The organism is Pseudomonas typographi, assembly GCF_014694385.1.
In the GTDB taxonomy this organism is placed as follows: Bacteria; Pseudomonadota; Gammaproteobacteria; order Pseudomonadales; family Pseudomonadaceae; genus Aquipseudomonas; species Aquipseudomonas typographi.
Genome location: NZ_JAAOCA010000003.1, coordinates 135,316 through 154,364 on the forward strand (window position 1 = coordinate 135,316; position 19,049 = coordinate 154,364).

The following is a 19,049-nucleotide window of genomic DNA, read 5'->3' on the forward strand; positions in this document are numbered from 1 at the left end:
CTCAGGGCTCCAACCAGGCATCGGCCAGGGACGAGTAAAACAGCAACGGCCCTTTGCGCAGCCCTTGCAGCTTGCTGGAGTAGAAACCAAAGAATTTCAACTCCAACAGGTTCACCGACGGCACGTCGGTTTGCACCAGTTCCTGCATCTGGTCGATCAGCAGCTTGCGCTTGGCGACATCGCCCTCCTCCTGGATGCCCTCGATGATGCGGTCCATCTCTGGGTTCGAGTACCCCGAGTTATTGCTCGACGGCGTGCCGGGCTTGATGTTCTTGCTCCAAAAGCGCCGGGTCACGCCGATTTGCGGGTCGGGGTAGGCCGAATACCATTGCGAAACCGTGTCGAAGTCGTAGTCGGTGAACAGCCGGCGGATCATCGCCGCCAGCTCTAGGTTGATCAGTTCCATTTCCACGCCGATGTTCTTCAACTGCTGGCGCATGTACTCGGCCGCCCGCAGGTACACCTGCCCATACGACACCTCGGTCACGTGGTTGATGCGCAGGCGCACACCATCGGCGCCGCGCGGGTAGCCGGCCTCGTCGAGCAGCTGTTCGGCTTTTTTCGGGTCGAAGTCATACTGCGGCAAGCCCGGCTTGAAGAACTGCTGTTGAAAGCTTGGCACGCAGCTTTGGGCGACGTCGGCCAGCCCATACCAAACGATATCGGCCAAGCCTTGGCGGTCGATGGCGTGGGCGAAGGCCTTGCGTACGCGCAGGTCTTGAAAGGTTTTGCGGCGCAAGTTGAAATCGAAAAAGAACATCGGCGCCGGCACCTGCCACCCGGTGGTGTCCAGTTGCAGCGCAGGGTTCTGCTGCAGCCGCGCCACCTCGCTTTCCGGCACCGGGTTGTTGGCGGCGAACTGGATTTCGCCACTTTCCAGGGCCACGGCGCGGGCGCCGGCGTCGGGAATCATCTTAAAGATGATCCGGTCCAGATAGGGTTTGCCGGCGTCCCAGTAGTCAGGGTTGCGCTCCAGCGTGACGTGGCTACCCCGCACCCACTCCTTGAACTTGAACGCCCCTGTCCCGACCGGCTTGCTGTTCCAGGGGTTGGTCAGCGGGTTGGTACCCTCGTACAGATGCTTGGGCACGATTTGGGTTTCAGTGCCGAACAGCGTGGCCCACAGCACTGGCGCGGGGCCGCTGAGGATGAACACCACGGTGTGCTCGTCGGGGATTTGCACATCGGTGACCTTGGCCAGGTTCGAGGCGCCGCGCGGGTGGGTTTTCTTCACCACGTTGAGAATCGAATACTGCACATCGGCCGAGGTAAACGGTGTGCCATCGTGCCACTTCACCCCTTTGCGCAAGTGGAAGGTAATACGCTTGCCGTCTGCGGCCTCCTCCCAGGATTCAGCCAACTGCGGTTGTGGGCGGAACTGCGCGTCGTAGGTGACTAGGCCATCGAAAATGCTCGAGGAAATCACCACCGCCGGGCTTGAGATGTTGATCCCGGCCACCAGGCCGGCCGGCTCGGGGGTCACGTTGGCAAACAACGTGCCCCCCTTGACGATGGCCTGGCCACTGGCTTGGCCGGCCACTTCGTCGGCCAGCGCCGAGGGCAAAAAACCCGCCAGGGTCGCGGCACCAGCGCCCACGCCAAGCAAGCGCAGGAACTGGCGGCGTTCAAGGTTGTATGTATCGGCACTCATCGAAGGGTATCCAGGCAATCAATAGGAAAAGGTCAGCGGCGGTTCAGTACCGTTTACCCAGTAATCTCCCAGGGCGCGGTACTTGTAGGCCACCGGGTCGTGGGTGGTGTGGGTGCGGGCGTTACGCCAGTGGCGGTCGTGGTTGTGCCGGGCCAGGGTAGTGCTGGCACCGCCCACATCGAACAGCGCTTGCGCCACCGCCAGGCATGCCTGGGTGCTCACCGCCTTCGCCGCGGCCACCGCCAGCGAGGCTTCAAGGGCCAACTCGGTGGCCGCCGCCGCGCCGCTGAAACGCGCTTCGGCCGCCTGCGCCAGTTGGCTGCCGGCGTGTAACGTCAACGCCTCGGCCGCCCGCGCCTGGGTCGCCATGGTGCCCAGGGTGTGCAGCACGAACGGGTCGTCTTGGGCTCGCTGCACACCGCTTTCCTTCACCGGGCGAATGCCTCGCCGCGCCCAGGCCAGTGCGTCGTCCAGCGCGGCCAAGGCAATGCCGGCATCGATGGCGCAATGGATAATCTGCGCGCTGGCCCCGCTGTGGTGGCGTTCGGTTTGCCAGCGTGCCATGGGCAACACCTCTTCGCTGAACACCACCACGTCGTCGAACAGCGTGGTGCCACTGGCCGTGCAGCGTTGGCCCAGGCCGTCCCAATCGTCGAGGCGGGTGACGCCGGCACGCGTGGCCGGCACCAGTGCAGCGACCATCTGCCCGTGTTCATCGACGGCGCGCACTTTCAGCACATCGGCGAACAGCGCCCCGGTGCAGTAGTGCTTGGTGCCGTTCAAGCGGTACTGGCCGCCTTGGCGAACCAACCCGGTAGCCACTTCGCCACGAAACGCCCCGCCGCGCTCTGCCGCCGCCCCGCCGAACAACACGCCCGCGGCGGCTTGCGGCAAAAATTGCTGGTGCTGGGCGGGCGACCCCATCAAACGCAAGCGCTCGATAAACACAAAGTGCGACAAAAACGCCTGGGCCACGTTGGAGTCGCCACGGGCCAAGGTGATGAATAGCTGTGCCACATCCCGCCAGTCGCCGCCGGCACCACCGAACGCGCGGGGGATGTGCACGGTGCCCAGGCGCAACGCGCGGACCTGCTCGAATACCTCGAACGGCAGTTGCCGCTCGCGGTCCCGCGTGGCCGATTGTTCTGCAAGGCTGCGCGCGAGGGTATCGGCCCGCGCCAGTAACTCGGCTGGCGTGGCCACAGGGTTTGGGCTCATATCGCCCTCCTGGCAAGGTGAAGGGTTTGCACCTCGCCCGCCCCGGCCTGTGGGTGGTGGCACGCCACGCTGTGCCCTTGGGTTAGCGGCGCCAATGGGGGCTCGGTTTGCCGGCACAGTGCGCTGGCATGTGGGCAACGGTCATGAAAGCGGCACCCGGCCGGCAGGTTGAATGGGCTGGGCGGGTCGCCTTCGAGCAGCGGAGTGTTGCGCAAGCGCCGCTCGCGTGGGTCGCGCCGCGGTACCGCGGCCAGCAACAAGCGGGTGTAGGGGTGCGCGGCGTGCTGCCACAGCGATGCCTTGGGCAATACTTCGACCACCCGCCCCAGGTACATCACCGCGATACGGTCGGCGATGTGCTGCACCGCGCCGATGTCGTGGCTGATGAATACATAGGCCACCCCCAGGCGCTGCTGCAGGCTTTGCAGCAGGCTGATCACCTGGGCTTGCAGGCTGACGTCCAGCGCCGACACCGGTTCGTCGCAGACGATCAGCGCAGGCTCCGTGGCCAACGCCCGGGCGATGTTCAAGCGCTGGCGCTGGCCGCCGGAGAGCTGGTGCGGGTAACGCTGCATCAGGGTTTCCTCCAGCCCTACCTGGGCCAGCAACTGGCGGGCGCGTGCTTGCCGGCCCGCACGGTCGAGGCTGCTGTGCAGGCGTAATGGCCAGTCCAAAGCCAAGGCCGCACGCTGGCGCGGGTCCAACGCCCCGAGCGCGTCTTGGAAAATCATCTGGATCGCCCGGCGTAGCGGCTGCATCTGGCGCCGCGACAGCCCGGTCAGGGCCTGGCCCTGGTAGTAGATTTCGCCCGCAGTCACGGCGGTGAGGCCCACCAAGGCTTTGCCCAGCGAGGTTTTGCCGCAACCGGATTCACCGATCACTGCCAGGGTTTCGCCACGCCGCACCGTGAGGCTCACGCCATCGACCGCGGCCAGGCTGCCACGGGCGGTGTGGTAACGCACGTGCAGGTCGTTGACTTGCAACAAAGGGGTGTCGCTCATACTGGGCTTCCCACCGGTGGGCATGCCGCCAGTAGCTGGCGGGTATAGGGGTGCTGCGGCGCGTTGAACAGGTCCAGCACATCGCGCTGTTCAAGGCAGCGGCCATGGCGCATTACCAATACCCGGTCGGCCATTTCCGCGACCACGCCCAGGTCATGAGTAATCAGCAGCAGGGCCAAGCCTGCTTCGGCTTGCAAGTCGGCCAGCAAGCGCAAGATCTGCGCTTGGATGGTCACGTCCAGCGCCGTGGTCGGTTCGTCGGCGATCAGCATCCGCGGCTCACCGGCCAGGGCCATGGCGATCACCACCCGTTGGCGCATGCCGCCGGAGAGCCGATGCGGGTATTCATCCAGGCGCCGTTGCGCCTCGGCGATACGCACCCGCTTGAGTAGCGCCAGGGCCCTGGCCCGCGCCTCGGCCCGGCTGACCGGGTGATGCAGGCGCACCGCCTCGGCAATTTGCTCGCCCACGGTCATCAGCGGGTTGAGCGCGGACAACGCATCCTGGAAGACCATGCCGATACCGCCGCCACGCACCGCGCACAGCGCGTTTTCGCTCAGGCCGAGCAGGTTTTGCCCAGCAAACGCCAACTGCCGTGCGCGCACCTGCGCCTGGGCAGGCAACAGCCCGAGGATGGCAAAGCCGGTGGTGGATTTACCGCTGCCCGATTCCCCCACCAGGGCCAATGTTTGGCCGGCCTCCACGCTGAAACTCAAGTCGTCGACAGCGGGGTTCTGCTGGCCGGCATAACGCACGCACAGCCCCTCTACGCTCAGCACGCTCATTGCAAGCCTCCACGGCGGGGGTTGAGCCAATCATTGAGGGCGCCGCCGAGTAAGCCCAAGGCGGCCACCGTGAAAAAAATCGCCAGCCCAGGTAGCGCGGTCATGTACCAAGCGGTGCGCAACACGTCGCGCCCGGCGCCGATCATGCTGCCCCACGACACCACGTTAGGGTCGCTCAGGCCGAGAAACGCCAACGCGGCCTCGGTGAGAATCGCATGGCCCACCAGCATCGCCAGCATGGCCAACACTGGCATCAACGCGTTAGGCAAAATATGCACCCAGAGGATGCGCGCTTCGCTCATGCCGATCACCCGGGCGGCCTGCACGAACTCCATGCCGGCCAGGCGTTGCGCTTCGCCGCGGGCCAGCCGCGCGACATTGGGCCAGGCGGTGGCGGCGATCCCCAGCACCAGGGTGTCGACGCGCGGGCCAAGAATGATCACCAGCACCAGGGTGAAGATCAGCGACGGCATGATCTGGAACAGCTCAGTCACCCGCATCAGCAGGTTGTCGACCCAGCCGCCGAAGTAACCGGCCAGGCAACCGATCGCCAGCCCCAGCAACGCGGTGCACACACCGGCTTCCAAGCCAATGCGCAGCGACACCCGCGCGCCATACACCAGCCCGCTCCACAGGTCGCGGCCGAGCATGTCGGTGCCCAGCCAGTGGGCCGCGTTCTGCCCTGGCCACAGGTACGGCCGCGCGACCATCGCCAGCGGGTCGCTGCCCACCAGCACCGGCGCCGCCAATGCCGCGACGCCTATGGCCAGCAGGCACAGCGCGCCCAGCCACAGCGGGATAGACCGCCACGGCAGGTTCATCGCCGGGCCCCGTGTTCAATGCGTGGGTCGAGCCAGCCATGCACGGCCTCGGTGAGCAAATTGACCACCACCACGAACAGCGACGTCACGAACAACAACCCCAACAGCAGGTTGATGTCGCGCGAAGACACCGCCGCCAGCGCCAATTGGCCCAACCCCGGCCAAGCGAACACGGTTTCCAGGGTGACGCTACCACTGAGCAAGGCGCCGAACTGTACGCCGGTGAGGGTCACCACCGGCACCAGTGCATTGGGCACTACGTGCCGCCATACCTGGCGGCGCCGGCTGCTGCCCTTGGCCCGGGCGGTGCGCACGAAATCCAGTTGGCTCACATCCCTGACCGCCTCATGCATCAAGCGGATGTACATGGCCAGGTAACTGAATGCCAGGCAACCCACCGGCATCACCAGGTGCACGGTCACATCCCGCAGGTAGGCCCAGCCGTGGGCGTCGCTACCCATGGTGTCCAGGCCGCTGGAGGGCAGCCAACCGAGCTTGAGGGTGAACAGCACCACGATCATCAGCCCCAGCCAGAACGCCGGCAAGGCGAAGCCTAGGGTGGCGAACAGGCCGATCAAGCGCCGCAGCCACCCTTGCCGGGTGGTGGCCGCGACCACCCCGAGCGCCGAGCCGAGCAGCACCGCCAGCAGCAGTGCCAAGCCCATCAACAGCAAGGTGGCCGCCAGCCGGTCGAAGATCAGCGACGCCACCGAGGCGTTGTAACGAAACGACCAGCCGAGGTCGAAGGTGGCGACCTTTTTCACATAGGCTATGAATTGCGCCGGCAATGGCTGATCGTCGCCAAATTGGCTGCGCAATTGCGCCATGAATTCAGGCGTGGCCGCCCCGGCTTCGCCGGCGATCACATCGGCCATGTCTCCCGGCACCGCCTTGAGCAAAAAGAAGTTCAGCACCACCACCATCAACGCCACCGGCACTGCCTGGGCCAGGCGCCACAACGCCGCCTTCAGCGCCCTCATCGGCGCAGCCCCGCCTGTTTGAGCAGTGGCAGCACCGCCTCGCCAAAATACGCAAGGTCCGGTTCGAAGTCGTAAAAGGCCAGTTGCACCCCGTCGCAGCCTGCCTGGCGCAGGCGTAGCAGCTGCTCGACGATGGTGTTCGGGCTGCCCACCAACTGGATATTGCCGCCCACAGCCTTCTGGTCGCGTTGGTGGCCCTTGAAGGCCAGGCTGTCGCGGGCTTGGGACGAGGCGAAAAAGTTATCCACCGCGACCCGGTCTTGGGCGGCGACGATCGCGTCGTGATATTCCCGGGCCTCGCCGTCGGTGGGTTTGCAGATCACCATCGGGTTGATCAAGGTTCGCACGCGCCGGCCATGGCCGGCAGCCGCGGCGTGAATCGCGCCGGTGTGAGCCGGCAAGGCCTGCAGCGCCGCTTCGATCTCGGCACCGGCGGGGCTGGTGATGAACACCAGGTCCGAATGCCGCGCGGCGAATTCGACCCCGGCCGGCGAGCCGGTGGCGTTGACCAACAGTGGCCGGCCGAAAGCAGGCCGGGGGGTCACGTAGGCCTGTTCGCTGCGCCAGAACTCACCGGCCAGGTCCAGGTTCTCGTCGCTGGCCCAATAGGCCTTGAGCATGCGCACGAACTCATCGGCCATGCGGTAGCGGGTATCGTGCTCGACTTGAGCGGTGCCGAACATCCGCGCATGGCTCTCGAGGTTGCCGGTGACCACATTCACCCCAAAGCGCCCGCCAGTGATGCTGTCGAGGGTGGCGCCGAACTTGGCCAGGTGCAGCGGGTGCCAGGGCCCGTACAGCACATGGATAGTGGAGATCAGCAGGATACGCTCGGTGACCGCGGCCAGCGCTGCGGTGGTCACGAACGGGTCGAGGCTGTCTTCACGGTAGCGGATGCTACCGCCGTGGCCGCCCTTGGCGTTCCATTGCGCCAGGCCGAACACCAAATCCAGGCCAAGCGCCTCGGCCTGCTGGGTTAACCGGCGGTTGTAGTCGAAGTGCCAGTCGGTGCCGCGCGGCAGTTGCGACGGGCTCCAAGCGCCGCTTTGGATGGGCAAGAACAGCCCCAGCAAAAAGGGTTGGGCTAACACCCGCGCCAGTGGGCTATGGTCGAACTCAGCCGGCCCCTGCCCCTGTGGACAGTGTTGCGACCCATTGAAATGCAATGCCATGCGCGTAGGTGCCCCGCCGAAAACTACAAAAGAGGGGCGAATGCTAGAAACGGCACAGGCGTGTGGAGAAATACTCTAATCGAATATCGTTATGAACGAAGCGTGAGCCCGCCACGGTCGCCCTCGAACATACAGGCTGAAGGCCCCGGCATACGGGGAATTTATAACATTTGCCCAGCCTCGGCACCTGCCCGTACATTACGGATCATTATATGAAACGCCTTGCCGGTAATAGGTTACGGGGCGCGCCCGGTAGGGCTTCCTAGCCCTGCGCAGCAGCACTGTCGCTCGTTCACCGTCCAGGGCATAACCATATGTTTTTCGGTGATTTTTGCCGTGCTTGCCAAGCCGTTAAGCTCTGCGCCTGTTTACCGCCGTTGAACCCTCGCCTATGGATTTACGCCAGCTTCGCTATTACCTCGCCCTGACCGAGCACCGCAGCTTCGGCCGCGCTGCGCAGGCCATGGGCATCACCCAACCGGCCTTCAGCCGCAGCATCCAGAACCTGGAACAGGCGCTGGGCTGTGCGTTGGTAGACCGCAGCGACCGTAACCTGCGCCCTACCCCCCAGGGGGAAATCCTGGTTCAGCACGCCCGGCGCTTGCTGCAAGGGGTGACCGAAATGGCCAGCGAGATCGGCGGCATGAGCGCATTGGACGCCGGCCTGGTACGGGTGGGTATCGAGGCTAACGTCGCTTTGCCCCTGTTGGCGGCGGCCATTACCCGGTTACACCAACGTTACCCCGGCCTGGAGGTGCAATGGAGCTTGATGGACAGCCAGGAAGCCGGCGCGGCGCTGGCGCGGCAAAGCGTCGACCTGCTGCTAGCCGACAGCCGCCCGTTCGAAGCCGACCCTGCGCTGCACATCCAGCCGCTGACGCCCCAGCCGGCGGTGTTCTTTTGCCGCCCGCAGCACCCGCTGCGCGCCCGCGATTTGGCTGAGGCGGCGGCACTGGTGTGCTACCCGCTGGCCAGCAGCCGGGCGCAGCCTGCGCTGCGCAAGGGCCTGGCGAGCCTGGCCGGGCGCGCGGATTACCGGGTGCATTTCGAAGGCGAGGATTTCAACACCCTGCTGGAGCTGGTGCTGGCCAGCGACGCCATCGGGGTGGCGGCAAAGCCCTTGTGCGACCTGCCGTTGGCCACGGGCAAGGTCGCCACGCTGCGCTTTCGCGACCTGCCGCCGGCGCTGGCAGCACTGCATTACCGGGGCGGTATTATCGTGCGCGAAGGCTACCGCCTCGGCGCACCCGCCCGGGCCTTTATCGACAGCGTGGTGGCGGTGGATAAACACCCTGCTTGACCCTGCTGGGGCAGGCAGGTCAACGGCTCAACGTGCGGTGATTACCGCCAGCTTGGTAATGCCGGCTTTTTCGATCGCCGCCATGGCCTTGGCCACCTGCCCGTAATTGGTGCCGTCATCGGCCTGCAACTGTACGCGCAAGTCCGGGTTCTGTGCCTTGGCCGCTTGCAAATTGCTTTGCAGCAAATCCGGGCTGATGGCGTCTTTGTTGATGAACCATTTGCCATCGCCGTCGATGCTCACCACCAGCGGCTCCTTTTGCTCGACCGGGGCCACGGCTTCGGTCTTGGGCAAATTGATCGGGATCGAATTGGTCAACAGCGGCGCGGTCACGATGAACACCACCAGCAGCACCAGCATGACATCCACCAGCGGAGTCACGTTGATCTCGCTGAGCACTTCATCGCTGTCTTGGGTCGAGAACGCCATATCAGGACGCCTCCTTCACGGCGGTTTGGCCCTGTGCCCGGCGCGCAGCAGGGTGCGCCAGCACACGGAAGGCGCTTTTTTGCGCCAAGCTGTAGAAGTCGTGGGCGAAATCGTCGAGGTCCGCGGCCTTGAGCTTCAAGGTGCGCAGGAAATAGTTGTACACCAACACTGCGGGCACCGCGACGGCGATCCCCACGCCGGTGGCCACCAGCGCCGAGCCTATCGGGCCGGCCACCGTTTCCAGGCTGGCGGAGCCTGCGGCACTGATGCCCTTGAGCGCTTCCATGATGCCCCACACCGTGCCGAACAAGCCGATGAAGGGCGACGTGCTGCCGATACTGGCCACCACGGCCAGGCCGGTTTCCAGTGACCGGCGTTCCCGTACGATCTGTTGACGCAGGGCGCGTTCGAGCCGGTCTTGGTGGTTGATGGCATGGGCCAGGTCGCTGGGGGTGCCCTGCTCGCCCACGGCGATGGCGGCATACCCGGCTGAGGCCACGCGTGCGGCCGCACCGGGCTGGCTGTCGGAAATCTGCGCGCCGGCTTCGAGGTTCGGCGCGGTCCAGAAACGCTTCAGAAAGCGCTTGTCTTGGCCTTTCAAGCGGCCGAACTGCGCGGCCTTGAGCAGGGCCAGGCCCCAAGTCAGCACAGAGAAGCCAACCAGCAGCCAGATGACGGCGCCTTCGACCGATTCAGTGGGGGAAACGAATGCCATGGTGTTTTTCCTCGTTGCGCCGCATTAGCGGATCTTGAAATCAATAGGTACGGTGACCCAACCATCGACTGGCTGGTTGCCTTGCTTGGCCGGTACGAAGCTCCAGCGCTTAACGGCCGCCAATGCGGCGTCATCGAGCTGCTGCCGGCCAGCGCTTTGCTGAATCTGAATGTCCCCGGGGCGGCCGTTGGCCAATACGTGCACACGCATCAATACCGTGCCTTCCCAGCCCCGCCGCTGCGCCAGTGCCGGGTACTCCGGTGCTGGGTTTTTCAAATAACCAGCCGTGGCCGACGGCGGCGTGACCGGTGCCGGTGCTGGTGGCGCAGGCGGTGCCGGTGGTGCTTCGGCCTTGGGCGGTGGCGTCGGCGTCTCGACCGGTTTGGCCTCTTGCTTGGGCACCGGCTTGGGTGGCGGCTTGACCACCGGTTTGGGCTTGGGTTTGGGCGGCGGCTTAGTGGCCAACTCATCCTCCACCGGGGGTGGCGGCTCGGGCGGCTGTACGGCCTGCGGCGGCGGTTCTACCACTGGTGGGGGTGGCGGCGCCGGCTGGCTGAACTCGATGGTCATCGGCGGGATTTCAGGTGGCACCACCGGCAGCGCCGGAGTCGGCCGCTGGGTGGCCCAATAAAGCACCGCGCCATGCAAAGCCACCACCAACGCACCCAGCAGCCAGCCCTCTCGGCGGCTGGTAGCCGGGCGCGTGGGGCGTTGCAGTTGCCACTGCGACAAGGCGCCCTGCCGAGGTGCCGCGACGGCGTCCACAGGCGCTACGGTACCCGGCAGCGGTACCGCGCGCGCGGCGGACTGAAGGTTCGTCATTGAAAAGGACTCCTCATGAACACAGACCCAAAGCTGGCGGGCAGCGCCAACTTCACGGGCAGCGATCATGCCGCCGCAGCAATTATTCCTAGAAGGAACTTGTTTGCACTTGTAAAGATTTAAAAGTTATTAAAAAACTATAATAGAGCGCGATGCCCCCTGTTTACGGGGGTTGCAACCTACCCGCCATCCTCCGATGCGCGGCAGGCATGAGAAAAATGCCCTGCCGGCATTGGCTCTAGGGTGCAGGCCTTGGCGAGGTGATCGGTTTGAGCGAGCGCCAGTAACGTTGCTCGGTCAGCGTGGCGCCGCCCCGCGCCATTGGCTTGGCGGCCGCGGGCTGCGGCACGAAGCCGAGGGCCTGGCAAAACGCCTGAGCGCGCACGTTGCCTTGCACCACCCACAGCGTCGCTTCGGTGAAGCCCTGCCGCAGCAGTTTGGCCAAGGCGGTACGCAACAGGGGCGTGCCGATACCAAGGCGCCAATGCAGGGGTGACAGGTAGATAGCTTCGACCGCGCCCACCAGGATGTGGGCGTCCGGATCTTGGCTGGGCCCGGCAGCGGCCCAGCCAACCACGTCGGGGCCCCACTGCGCCACCCATATCAACCGGTCGGCGCCCAGTTGTTCACGCCAATAAGCCATACGTGCCTCGGTGTGTTGGCTTAGACCCTGCAAGTAGCCCGCCGGTAGCAGGTGCGCGTAGGCCACCTGCCAGGCGTCGATCTGTATAGCGGCGATGGCCGCGGCATCTTCGGCTTGCGCTTCGCGCACCCACACCCCACTCATGTCACCTCCACGCGCTGCGCCGCCAGGGTATACCGCGGCAGCCGGTTGAACGGGCCAACCCGCAGCGTACCGCAGCGGCGCGCGTGCAGCACCTGCGCCATGAAAAGCACCGGGCCGTGCCTGCGTAACGTTGCCTTGGCCCTTGTCGTTCGTCGTTCGTCGTTCGTCGCCTATCGGCGACCAGGTTTGGCGACCAGAGTTAAAAGCACAACATTGCAACGCTACCGATTGCAACGGTTTTATAAACCTCTGTGGTACGTGTTATGGCGGCTGTGCGTGGGAGACATTCGTGTTTGCCGGTCCCTTAACCCGAGCCAGCTCGCCCACCCGCGTATAACTTCCACCCTCAATCGTTTGGCAACGATGCCGTGGCAGTTTCATTCGTTAACGAACGGCGCCCATGAACGACCGACTCTTCTAAAGTGCAGCCTTAACGTCAACTTCGGGGTGAGGGTGCTGTTCAGCTATAACGACATGGCCCGGCGCCTTAATGTTCAGCCTCTTTAGCCACTAGGTGTCGCTGATCGCTATGGGTGTGTAATGCCCGCTTGGTAGCGTTCACGCTGATACGGGTAGCTGCACGGGTTGCGCCGGCCTTTCATGCACGCCTCGAACTGTTGTGGTTCTAATACGGTGAGTGGCCAGTGGTGGCCATCGGTGCCCTACACCGCCATTTTTAGAGCTTCGGCAGATGACAGTGCCGCTGTAACGGCCATATGTCCACTTTATATTCACGCCTACCCAGCGGGTAAAAGCTTGTTAAGCGTTTAATTATAACTATGTGACCAACGAGTATTTAATAAATAGTACCTGGCATTTTTATACTGCCCCGACTCTCTCTCCTCGGGGCACATTAAAATGATCTTGCTGCCTGTTATCATTAAACGTTTGCTGGCAATAACAGAGTATCGGCCCACTCAGCGGTGGGCGTTATGAGAATCTTGGGTGACACTTCCGCAATCCCACTGTCGGAACTGCCAGACGCGCCCGAATCCACAATGCCTGAGCCTGAGCCTGAGCCTGAGCCAGCTCAAGGCAACCCCGAACGCACCACCCCGGGCCGCGTAGCCGCCACGGCTAAGAACCTCGATGCCGCCGAACCCAAGCGCTCGTGGAACGCGCGCCTGCAAAGCCAATTGGCCGGCCGGCAGGTTAACCTCACCCTCGGCATACCGGGCACCGGCCGTGTGCTTAACCGGCCGCTGCGGGCCGATGCGCCGGGGCGCCTGGGCAATACCGGGGCCGAGGCAGAACACCCGCATGGCGATGGGCCGGATGCGCAACTGGCCGAAGCCGAGCAACTGCGCGAATTGGCTGACTCACTGTTGAGCAGCCTGCAGGCCCCGGACCTTTCCCTTTGGCAGCGCCCTGAGCAATCGCTGGGGCGGCGCGTCGCAACACGCCTATGGCCTTGGCTGAAACCGGCGCCATTGACCCATTTTGCCCGCTTCGGTGCTGGAGTGGGTAAAAACGCCGCGCCCGAAGCCGCCAGCCCACCGCCCAGCCCAGAAGCGATCCGTGACGCTGCCCAGGAGCTGGCCGCGCGGGTAGATGCACGCCGGCAGGCGCTGGAGGCTGCCGTGGAACAGTCAGCGCTGGCGCGCGAGCAACTGCGGCAGTTGCAACAGGGCACAGCGGTATCGCCCCCCACCACCGATGCTGGCCGCACCTTGGCGGTGGAGCACAGCCAACGGCTGGCTGCGGCCCGCGCCCGGTTGGCCCAAGCCGACCACAGCACCGCCCAAAGCAGCGGCCAATTACGCGAGTTGCTGGCCAGTACCGACCTGCACCGGCTGGCCGAGTTGAGCCAGGCCAAGGATGAGCAGGATGAGCGCAGCACGTTCACCCAGCAGCGCCTGGTGGAGCTGAAGGCGCACGGCGCGGCCCTGCTGGCGAGTATTGCCAGCCGGGGCGAGGCGATTAGCCTGGAGCTGAACGTCAAGGCCGAAGAAACCCGTACGTTGAAGGCCCTCGACCTACAACTGACCGCCGCCGAACGGCAAGCGGCCCAGGCCGATAGCGACCTTAACGACCTACACGCCCAGCTTGGGGCGACCGCGTCCGGCAGCCCGGCGGCCAACGCGCTGGCCCCCGCCATCCAACACGCCGAGCAGCAGCGCGAACAGGCGCACCAACAGCACCAAGCGCTACTGCAGCAGCTGCAACAGGCCGACCGCCAGTTTGCCCAGCTCAATGAACAAATAGGCACGCTGTATGCCCGGCTGAACCAACAGATGCGCGCCCAGCATCGCGCACAGCGCGAGTTGGGGGTGCTCGATACGCTCGGCGAGCAGGTACGTGCGGCGGCCACCCAGCCGGCTGAGACCAATGGCCTGGCCGGCGCCGAACGCGCCGACAAAGCCGCGCTGAAACAGCTGCGTGAGCGCTTCCTACTGCACCAACGCGAGGTCGGCAATGCCTTTGGTGCGCAGACGAGTACGCCGTTGCGCGCCGCACTGAAAACCCTCAGCGATCGCCTGGCCGGCCCGACGCCGGCCTCGCCCATGCCCGCCCATTTAGTGCAAGAGATCATCACCAGCGCCTTGGCTGATGTGACTGGCCAAGACAGCGAGCGCGCCGCGCGCCTGCTGGCCGCCCTCAACGAACAGCCGGTGACGCATTGGATCAACCTTGCCGTTACCGTGCGCAAGCCTGGCGCGACCGAAGCAAGCGCCCTCCAGCGCGATATCATTGCCCTCAACCGTAAGCTGGCCGGCCTGCCGCGCGGTACGGAGCTATTGCAATTACTCAGCCGTGACGGGGAAGCACCGCTGGATTCGGCTCAAGGGCAGGCGCTGCGGGTGCTGTGGAATGCCGATGAAGCGCAGCAGTTGGAATCGAGCCACTCGGTACGGGGGTGGCTGCAACAGGCCAAGCAGGTGGCGGCCGCCACGCTGGGTGAACAGGCGCTTGAGTTCGACGATGTCGACCACGGCGCTTACGCCGCGGTGCGCAACGGTTACCTGAGCAACGCGCCGGGCAGCCCCTATGCCCAACATGACCAGCGGATGAAAAAAGCCACCGTGGAGTGGGTGATGCGTGCACTGGCGGCGAAGGCCCCGCCGCCTGCCAGCGCCGGGCCCCTGCCCGAAGCCGGCCTATGGCGTAAGGCCGTGCCGACGCTGGGGAAGACGCCCTTCGGTAGCCGCGGTTTGCAGCGCGCCTATGCGGTCGGCGAAAGCATGGGGCTGGACTCACCTCGGCGCCAGGTTGACCAGGCGGTTGCCGAGCGCCTGCAGGTACTGCAGCAAACGCTGCAGGCCTGCCACGACTGCCCCACGGCAAATGCCGAACGGGCCCGCGCCGCTGACGCCGCGCAAGCGCTGGTCGATCACCTGGCGGCGTTGCAAAAAGGCGGCGCCCACCTCGCCGACGTGCGGCTGCAGGCAGGTGACGCCAAGGCGCTGCGCAAGCGGCTCGGCGCACAGGCCATGGCCCGCCACCTGGCCTACCGCAACCAGGCCGCCGCCCGTGGCGAGAAGGTGGGGCACAACACCTTACGCAAAGCGCCGCCGGTCGAACTGCCCCGGCTCTATACCGACATGGTCGAAGGCCGGCTGTGCGCTTACGAGGCACTCAACCGCGTAGAGGAACAGCTGCGCGCCTCGCTTCCCGCGCAGCATCGGCCAAAGGTACTGGATGCGCCGCTGAGCAATGACCTGGCCGCCGCCATCAAGCTGCTGAAAACCCGCCACCTGAGCGAGAAAAGCGACATCGTGACCTTCTTCAAGCCATTCATTCTCGACAGCCGTTTGCGCGACCGTGTGCGCTTGGGCGGCGGCGGTAGCGTGGGTGGCGGCATTCCGGGGCTGCCCTACGGGCTGATAGCACCGATCGTTTCGCCGATTTTTTCCGCGGAAATCTCCCGTACCGACGAAGCCTATGCCCAGTTGTTCATGCCTGTGCTGGGCATGGAGCTGTCGTTCGGCAAGGCGCGCACCCGCGTCTGGGAGGCTACCGGCGGCGTTGCGGCTGGGCCGCAGTTAGCGCCGGGGGTGGCCCTGCAGGGCGCCGTGACGGGGCGCTTCGCCCAGCAGCGAACGACCACCCAATCGACCTTGATGCGTTTTTTCAGAACCCGCCACAAAGACGACGAAATGCGCCAGAACATGCTTGACGCACTGAGCAGCATGGTGGGGTGGGACGTGCTCGAACCTGAACGCGGCCGGCACTACCGGGGGCCGCTGGAGGCGGTGTTCTCCCGTAACCCGCAGGTTTCCGTAAGCCAGGTCGAGGCCACCACCGATACGCGCGCGCTCAACGCGCGCTTGGCCGCGCGCCTGCCTAGCGCGGCGCTGGCCGATGGGCATAACCTGTCGCAGACCCTGGGCGTGGAGCCTGGGGTGTATGCCGAAGCCGAGCGGATCAAGGACCAACGCGAGGAACAGGGCGGCCACACCCGTATCGTCGCCAGTAAAGGCGATACGGCGCAGCAACGTGCCGGGGTATCGGCCCAGTTGAATGTGGCGCCCCTCTCCAGCGGGGCGATTCCCCTGGCCTCTACCCATGGCGCCCAACGCCAGGGCTTGGGCCTGCAATTGGGGGCCTCGCGCGACTTGGCCTGGAGCATGGAGAAGCACGAGATCTCACCGTTTCTGTTGGGCGACAAGCAAGATGGCGACCTCGACCGGCATGCCGCTAAACCGCGCGCCATGCTCAACGAGATCAAGCAGAACCGCGACCTGTGGCTACTGCGCTGTATCGAAACGCTGGAACCCGACGAAAACGACCAACGCAACACCGCGGATAACCGGCTGCGCGCGGCCACGTTGCTGAACGATTTCGAGAAAGACCTGCGCCGCCTGGAGAAGGAAAGCCACTACTGCCATTACAACGTTAATTACTCGATGAAGGGCAGCGCCGGCGCGCAGATCGACGGCTATCGTGGTATCGAGGCCCTGGCGCGGCAGCGCGGCGACGCCAAAACGCGGGAGCATGCCCAGCACGCCATCGATGAACTGCTGCTGATGCGCAGCACCTGGCGGCCCTTCATGTTGATCGTGCGCGAGCGTGCACGGGACTCCACCACCTTGGGCTGGCGGGCCCTGGCGCGCTGGCAAAAAGTGACCAACGTCGAGGGCCAACGCACGGCAGCGCAGTTTCCGCCGCCTTGATTTGCGCAGGGCATGGCCCTACCGGGCGATCCTGGACGGCGCCCCTACCCGTCGCCCCTACCGGGCGCTTCCCTAGGTAAGCGCCATGAGCTTATAGCCAAATAAACCTTCACCTGCGCGGTGCCTGCGCATAGGGTCAAGCACCGCCATTGCCTACACGAGCGCCCGATGAGCTTGTTTTCCACGCCCAGCCTGCCCGCCGCCAGCGAAGCGGTGCCCCCTCGCCTACACGGCCCCACGTTCGACGCCCAATTGCAGGCGATTACCCAGCAATTGGCCGAGGGCGCCGCCGCCATCGACCGCAGCGGCGCCTTCCCTGCTGCCAACTTCGCGCTGTTGCACCGCCATGGCTTGCTGGCCCTGACCGTGCCACGCGCCCTCGGCGGCGCTGGCGCGGACCTTGCCACGGCGCGCCGGGTGATCACCGCGGTGGCCCGCGGCGAGCCCTCGACGGCGTTGATCCTGGTGATGCACTACCTGCAGCACGCGCGCCTGCAAGATGACAGCCGCTGGCCGGCACACCTGCGTGAACGGGTGGCGCGCGATGCCGTGCTGGACGGTGCATTGCTCAACGCCCTGCGCGTCGAACCCGAACTCGGCAGCCCGGCGCGCGGCGGCTTGCCCGCCACCGTGGCACGGCGCACGGCAGAAGGCTGGCGGCTGAGCGGAAGCAAGATCTACTCCACTGGCAGCTATGGCCTGACCTGGTACGTGGTGTGGGCACGCAGCGACGAGGCCGAACCGCGGGTAGGCGGCTTTTTGGTGCACAAAGACAGTCCCGGCATTCGGGTGGTCGAAGAGTGGGACCACTTGGGCATGCGCGGCACCTGTAGCCACCGTGTCGAATTCACCGATGTGTTGCTGCCGCTGGACCACGCCGTGGCGGTGGGGCCGGCCCACGCGCCGCACGCGGAAACCAACGACGAGGCATTGTTGTGGATGGCGGTGCTGTTGACCAGTGTCTACGACGCCGTGGCCCAGGCCGCGCGGGACTGGCTGGTGGCGTTTCTGCAACAGCGCACGCCGGCCAACCTGGGCGCGCCGCTGGCGAGCCTGCCGCGTTTTCAGGAGCGCCTCGGGCGCATCGACACCCTGCTGTTCGCCAACCGCAGCCTGCTCGACAACGCCGCAGCCGGGCAGGTGGCCGCGGCGCATGCCGGGCAGGTCAAGCAACTGGTCAGCAGCAATGCCATTGCCGCGGTAGAGCTGGCCATCGAGGCGGTAGGCAACCCTGGGCTGAGCCGCCACAACCCGCTGGAGCGGCATTACCGCGACGTGCTCTGCAGCCGTGTGCACACCCCGCAAGACGACAGCGTATTCACCGCCGTGGGCCAAGCCGCGCTGGCCCAGACCGCCGTACATCCACTGCCCACCTCGAATTGAACGGAGCCCCAACATGCCTGCTTTGACCGCCGTAGCCGACAGCCAAACCAGCGTGCGCCAGCGCGTGAGCACCGAAGAATGGGAGGTGCGGGTAAAGCTCGCCGCCGCCTACCGCTTGGCCGCATTGTTTCGCTGGACCGACCACATCTACACGCATTTTTCCGCAAGGGTGCCGGGGCCAGAGGAACACTTTCTGATCAACGCCTTCGGCCTGTTGTTCGACGAGATCAGCGCATCGAACCTGGTAAAGGTCGACGTGGATGGCACGATCATCGACGACCCACTGGGCCTGGGCATCAACCAGGCCGGCTACGTGATCCACAGCGCCATCCACCGTGCCCGCCCCGACCTCAAGGCCGTGCTGCACACCCACACCCGCGACGGCGCCGCGGTGTCGGCCCAGCGTGACGGGCTGTTGCCGTTGTCGCAGCATGCGCTGATCTACTACAGCCGGGTGGCTTATCACACCTACGAAGGCGTGGCCCTGGACCTGGACGAACAACAGCGGCTCACGGCCAGCCTGGGCACGGGAAATATCCTCATTTTGCGCAACCATGGCCTGCTCACCGCCGGCACCAGCGTGGAGCATGCGTTCCGCGAACTGCATGGGCTGGAGCGCGCCTGCAACATCCAGATCGCCGCCCAGGCGGGCGGTAACGACGGCCTGCTGCATGCGCCGCAGGCGGCCATCGACAAGGTCCGCGAGCAAACCGGGCCGCAGCGCAGCGGCGACAGCCCTGCCGTACAGCGCCACTGGGATGCGCTGATCCGCCAGCTTGACCGCCACGGCCAAGACTACGCCCTGTGAATACGCCGCTTGACCGCGGCCACCGCCCATCAGGCCGGCGCAGGCACCTGCCGGTGCCGATGG

The 19,049-nt window shown here is 65.3% G+C and carries 15 protein-coding genes; 4 read left to right on the plus strand and 11 right to left on the minus strand.

Annotated features, from left to right (window positions below; translation table 11 throughout):
• Window position 1: 1 nt before the first annotated feature.
• From HAQ05_RS03125 to HAQ05_RS03155, 7 genes are read right to left on the minus strand one after another with little or no spacing between them, the layout of a single operon-like run.
• Window positions 2-1,651: an ABC transporter substrate-binding protein gene (locus HAQ05_RS03125; RefSeq protein ID WP_190417279.1), complete on the minus strand. Its 1,650-nt coding sequence runs from the start codon at window positions 1,649-1,651 to the stop codon at window positions 2-4.
• A gap of 18 nt (window positions 1,652-1,669) precedes the next feature.
• Complete coding sequence (locus HAQ05_RS03130; RefSeq protein WP_190417280.1) at window positions 1,670-2,869, minus strand: acyl-CoA dehydrogenase family protein; 1,200 nt, start codon at window positions 2,867-2,869, stop codon at window positions 1,670-1,672.
• Window positions 2,866-3,870, minus strand: a complete 1,005-nt coding sequence (locus HAQ05_RS03135; protein WP_190417282.1) for an ABC transporter ATP-binding protein — start codon at window positions 3,868-3,870, stop codon at window positions 2,866-2,868. Before HAQ05_RS03135 ends, HAQ05_RS03130 begins: the two co-directional genes overlap by 4 nt.
• Complete coding sequence (locus tag HAQ05_RS03140; RefSeq protein ID WP_190417283.1) at window positions 3,867-4,655, minus strand: ATP-binding cassette domain-containing protein; 789 nt, start codon at window positions 4,653-4,655, stop codon at window positions 3,867-3,869. The genes HAQ05_RS03135 and HAQ05_RS03140 overlap by 4 nt, the downstream gene beginning before the upstream one ends.
• Window positions 4,652-5,476 (minus strand): ABC transporter permease, encoded by an 825-nt coding sequence (locus tag HAQ05_RS03145; RefSeq protein WP_190417284.1) that lies wholly within the window; start codon window positions 5,474-5,476, stop codon window positions 4,652-4,654. Before HAQ05_RS03145 ends, HAQ05_RS03140 begins: the two co-directional genes overlap by 4 nt.
• The gene (locus tag HAQ05_RS03150) at window positions 5,473-6,456 is read right to left on the minus strand and encodes an ABC transporter permease (protein ID WP_190417285.1); all 984 of its coding nucleotides are present in this window, start codon (window positions 6,454-6,456) and stop codon (window positions 5,473-5,475) included. The genes HAQ05_RS03145 and HAQ05_RS03150 overlap by 4 nt, the downstream gene beginning before the upstream one ends.
• On the minus strand, window positions 6,453-7,628 hold the full coding sequence (locus tag HAQ05_RS03155) for an LLM class flavin-dependent oxidoreductase (protein ID WP_190417286.1): 1,176 nt from the start codon (window positions 7,626-7,628) through the stop codon (window positions 6,453-6,455). The genes HAQ05_RS03150 and HAQ05_RS03155 overlap by 4 nt, the downstream gene beginning before the upstream one ends.
• Window positions 7,629-8,019: 391 nt before the next feature.
• Here HAQ05_RS03155 and HAQ05_RS03160 point away from each other — a divergent pair, with 391 nt between their 5' ends.
• On the plus strand, window positions 8,020-8,928 hold the full coding sequence (locus HAQ05_RS03160; RefSeq protein ID WP_190417287.1) for a LysR family transcriptional regulator: 909 nt from the start codon (window positions 8,020-8,022) through the stop codon (window positions 8,926-8,928).
• 27 nt (window positions 8,929-8,955) lie between these two features.
• Here the strand turns inward: HAQ05_RS03160 and HAQ05_RS03165 are convergent, their stop codons facing one another.
• The 4 genes from HAQ05_RS03165 to HAQ05_RS03180 form a co-directional block, all read right to left on the minus strand.
• Entirely contained in the window at window positions 8,956-9,357 is a 402-nt protein-coding gene (locus tag HAQ05_RS03165; protein WP_190417288.1) for an ExbD/TolR family protein, read from the minus strand.
• Window position 9,358: 1 nt separating this feature from the next.
• On the minus strand, window positions 9,359-10,072 hold the full coding sequence (locus tag HAQ05_RS03170) for a MotA/TolQ/ExbB proton channel family protein (protein ID WP_190417289.1): 714 nt from the start codon (window positions 10,070-10,072) through the stop codon (window positions 9,359-9,361).
• A gap of 24 nt (window positions 10,073-10,096) precedes the next feature.
• Complete coding sequence (locus HAQ05_RS03175) at window positions 10,097-10,894, minus strand: energy transducer TonB (RefSeq protein WP_190417291.1); 798 nt, start codon at window positions 10,892-10,894, stop codon at window positions 10,097-10,099.
• 238 nt (window positions 10,895-11,132) lie between these two features.
• On the minus strand, window positions 11,133-11,681 hold the full coding sequence (locus HAQ05_RS03180; protein WP_190417293.1) for a GNAT family N-acetyltransferase: 549 nt from the start codon (window positions 11,679-11,681) through the stop codon (window positions 11,133-11,135).
• A gap of 998 nt (window positions 11,682-12,679) precedes the next feature.
• Between HAQ05_RS03180 and HAQ05_RS03185 the strand changes: the two genes are divergently transcribed.
• From HAQ05_RS03185 to HAQ05_RS03195, 3 genes are all read left to right on the plus strand, one after another.
• Window positions 12,680-16,795 (plus strand): type III effector, encoded by a 4,116-nt coding sequence (locus HAQ05_RS03185; protein WP_420825739.1) that lies wholly within the window; start codon window positions 12,680-12,682, stop codon window positions 16,793-16,795.
• Between the two features lie 168 nt (window positions 16,796-16,963).
• A complete protein-coding gene (locus tag HAQ05_RS03190; protein WP_190417295.1) occupies window positions 16,964-18,178 on the plus strand; it encodes an acyl-CoA dehydrogenase family protein in 1,215 nt (404 codons plus the stop codon).
• Between the two features lie 13 nt (window positions 18,179-18,191).
• Window positions 18,192-18,986 carry a class II aldolase/adducin family protein gene (locus tag HAQ05_RS03195; RefSeq protein WP_190417296.1) on the plus strand — a complete coding sequence of 265 codons (795 nt, stop codon included), beginning with the start codon at window positions 18,192-18,194 and terminating at the stop codon, window positions 18,984-18,986.
• Window positions 18,987-19,049 lie beyond the last annotated feature (63 nt).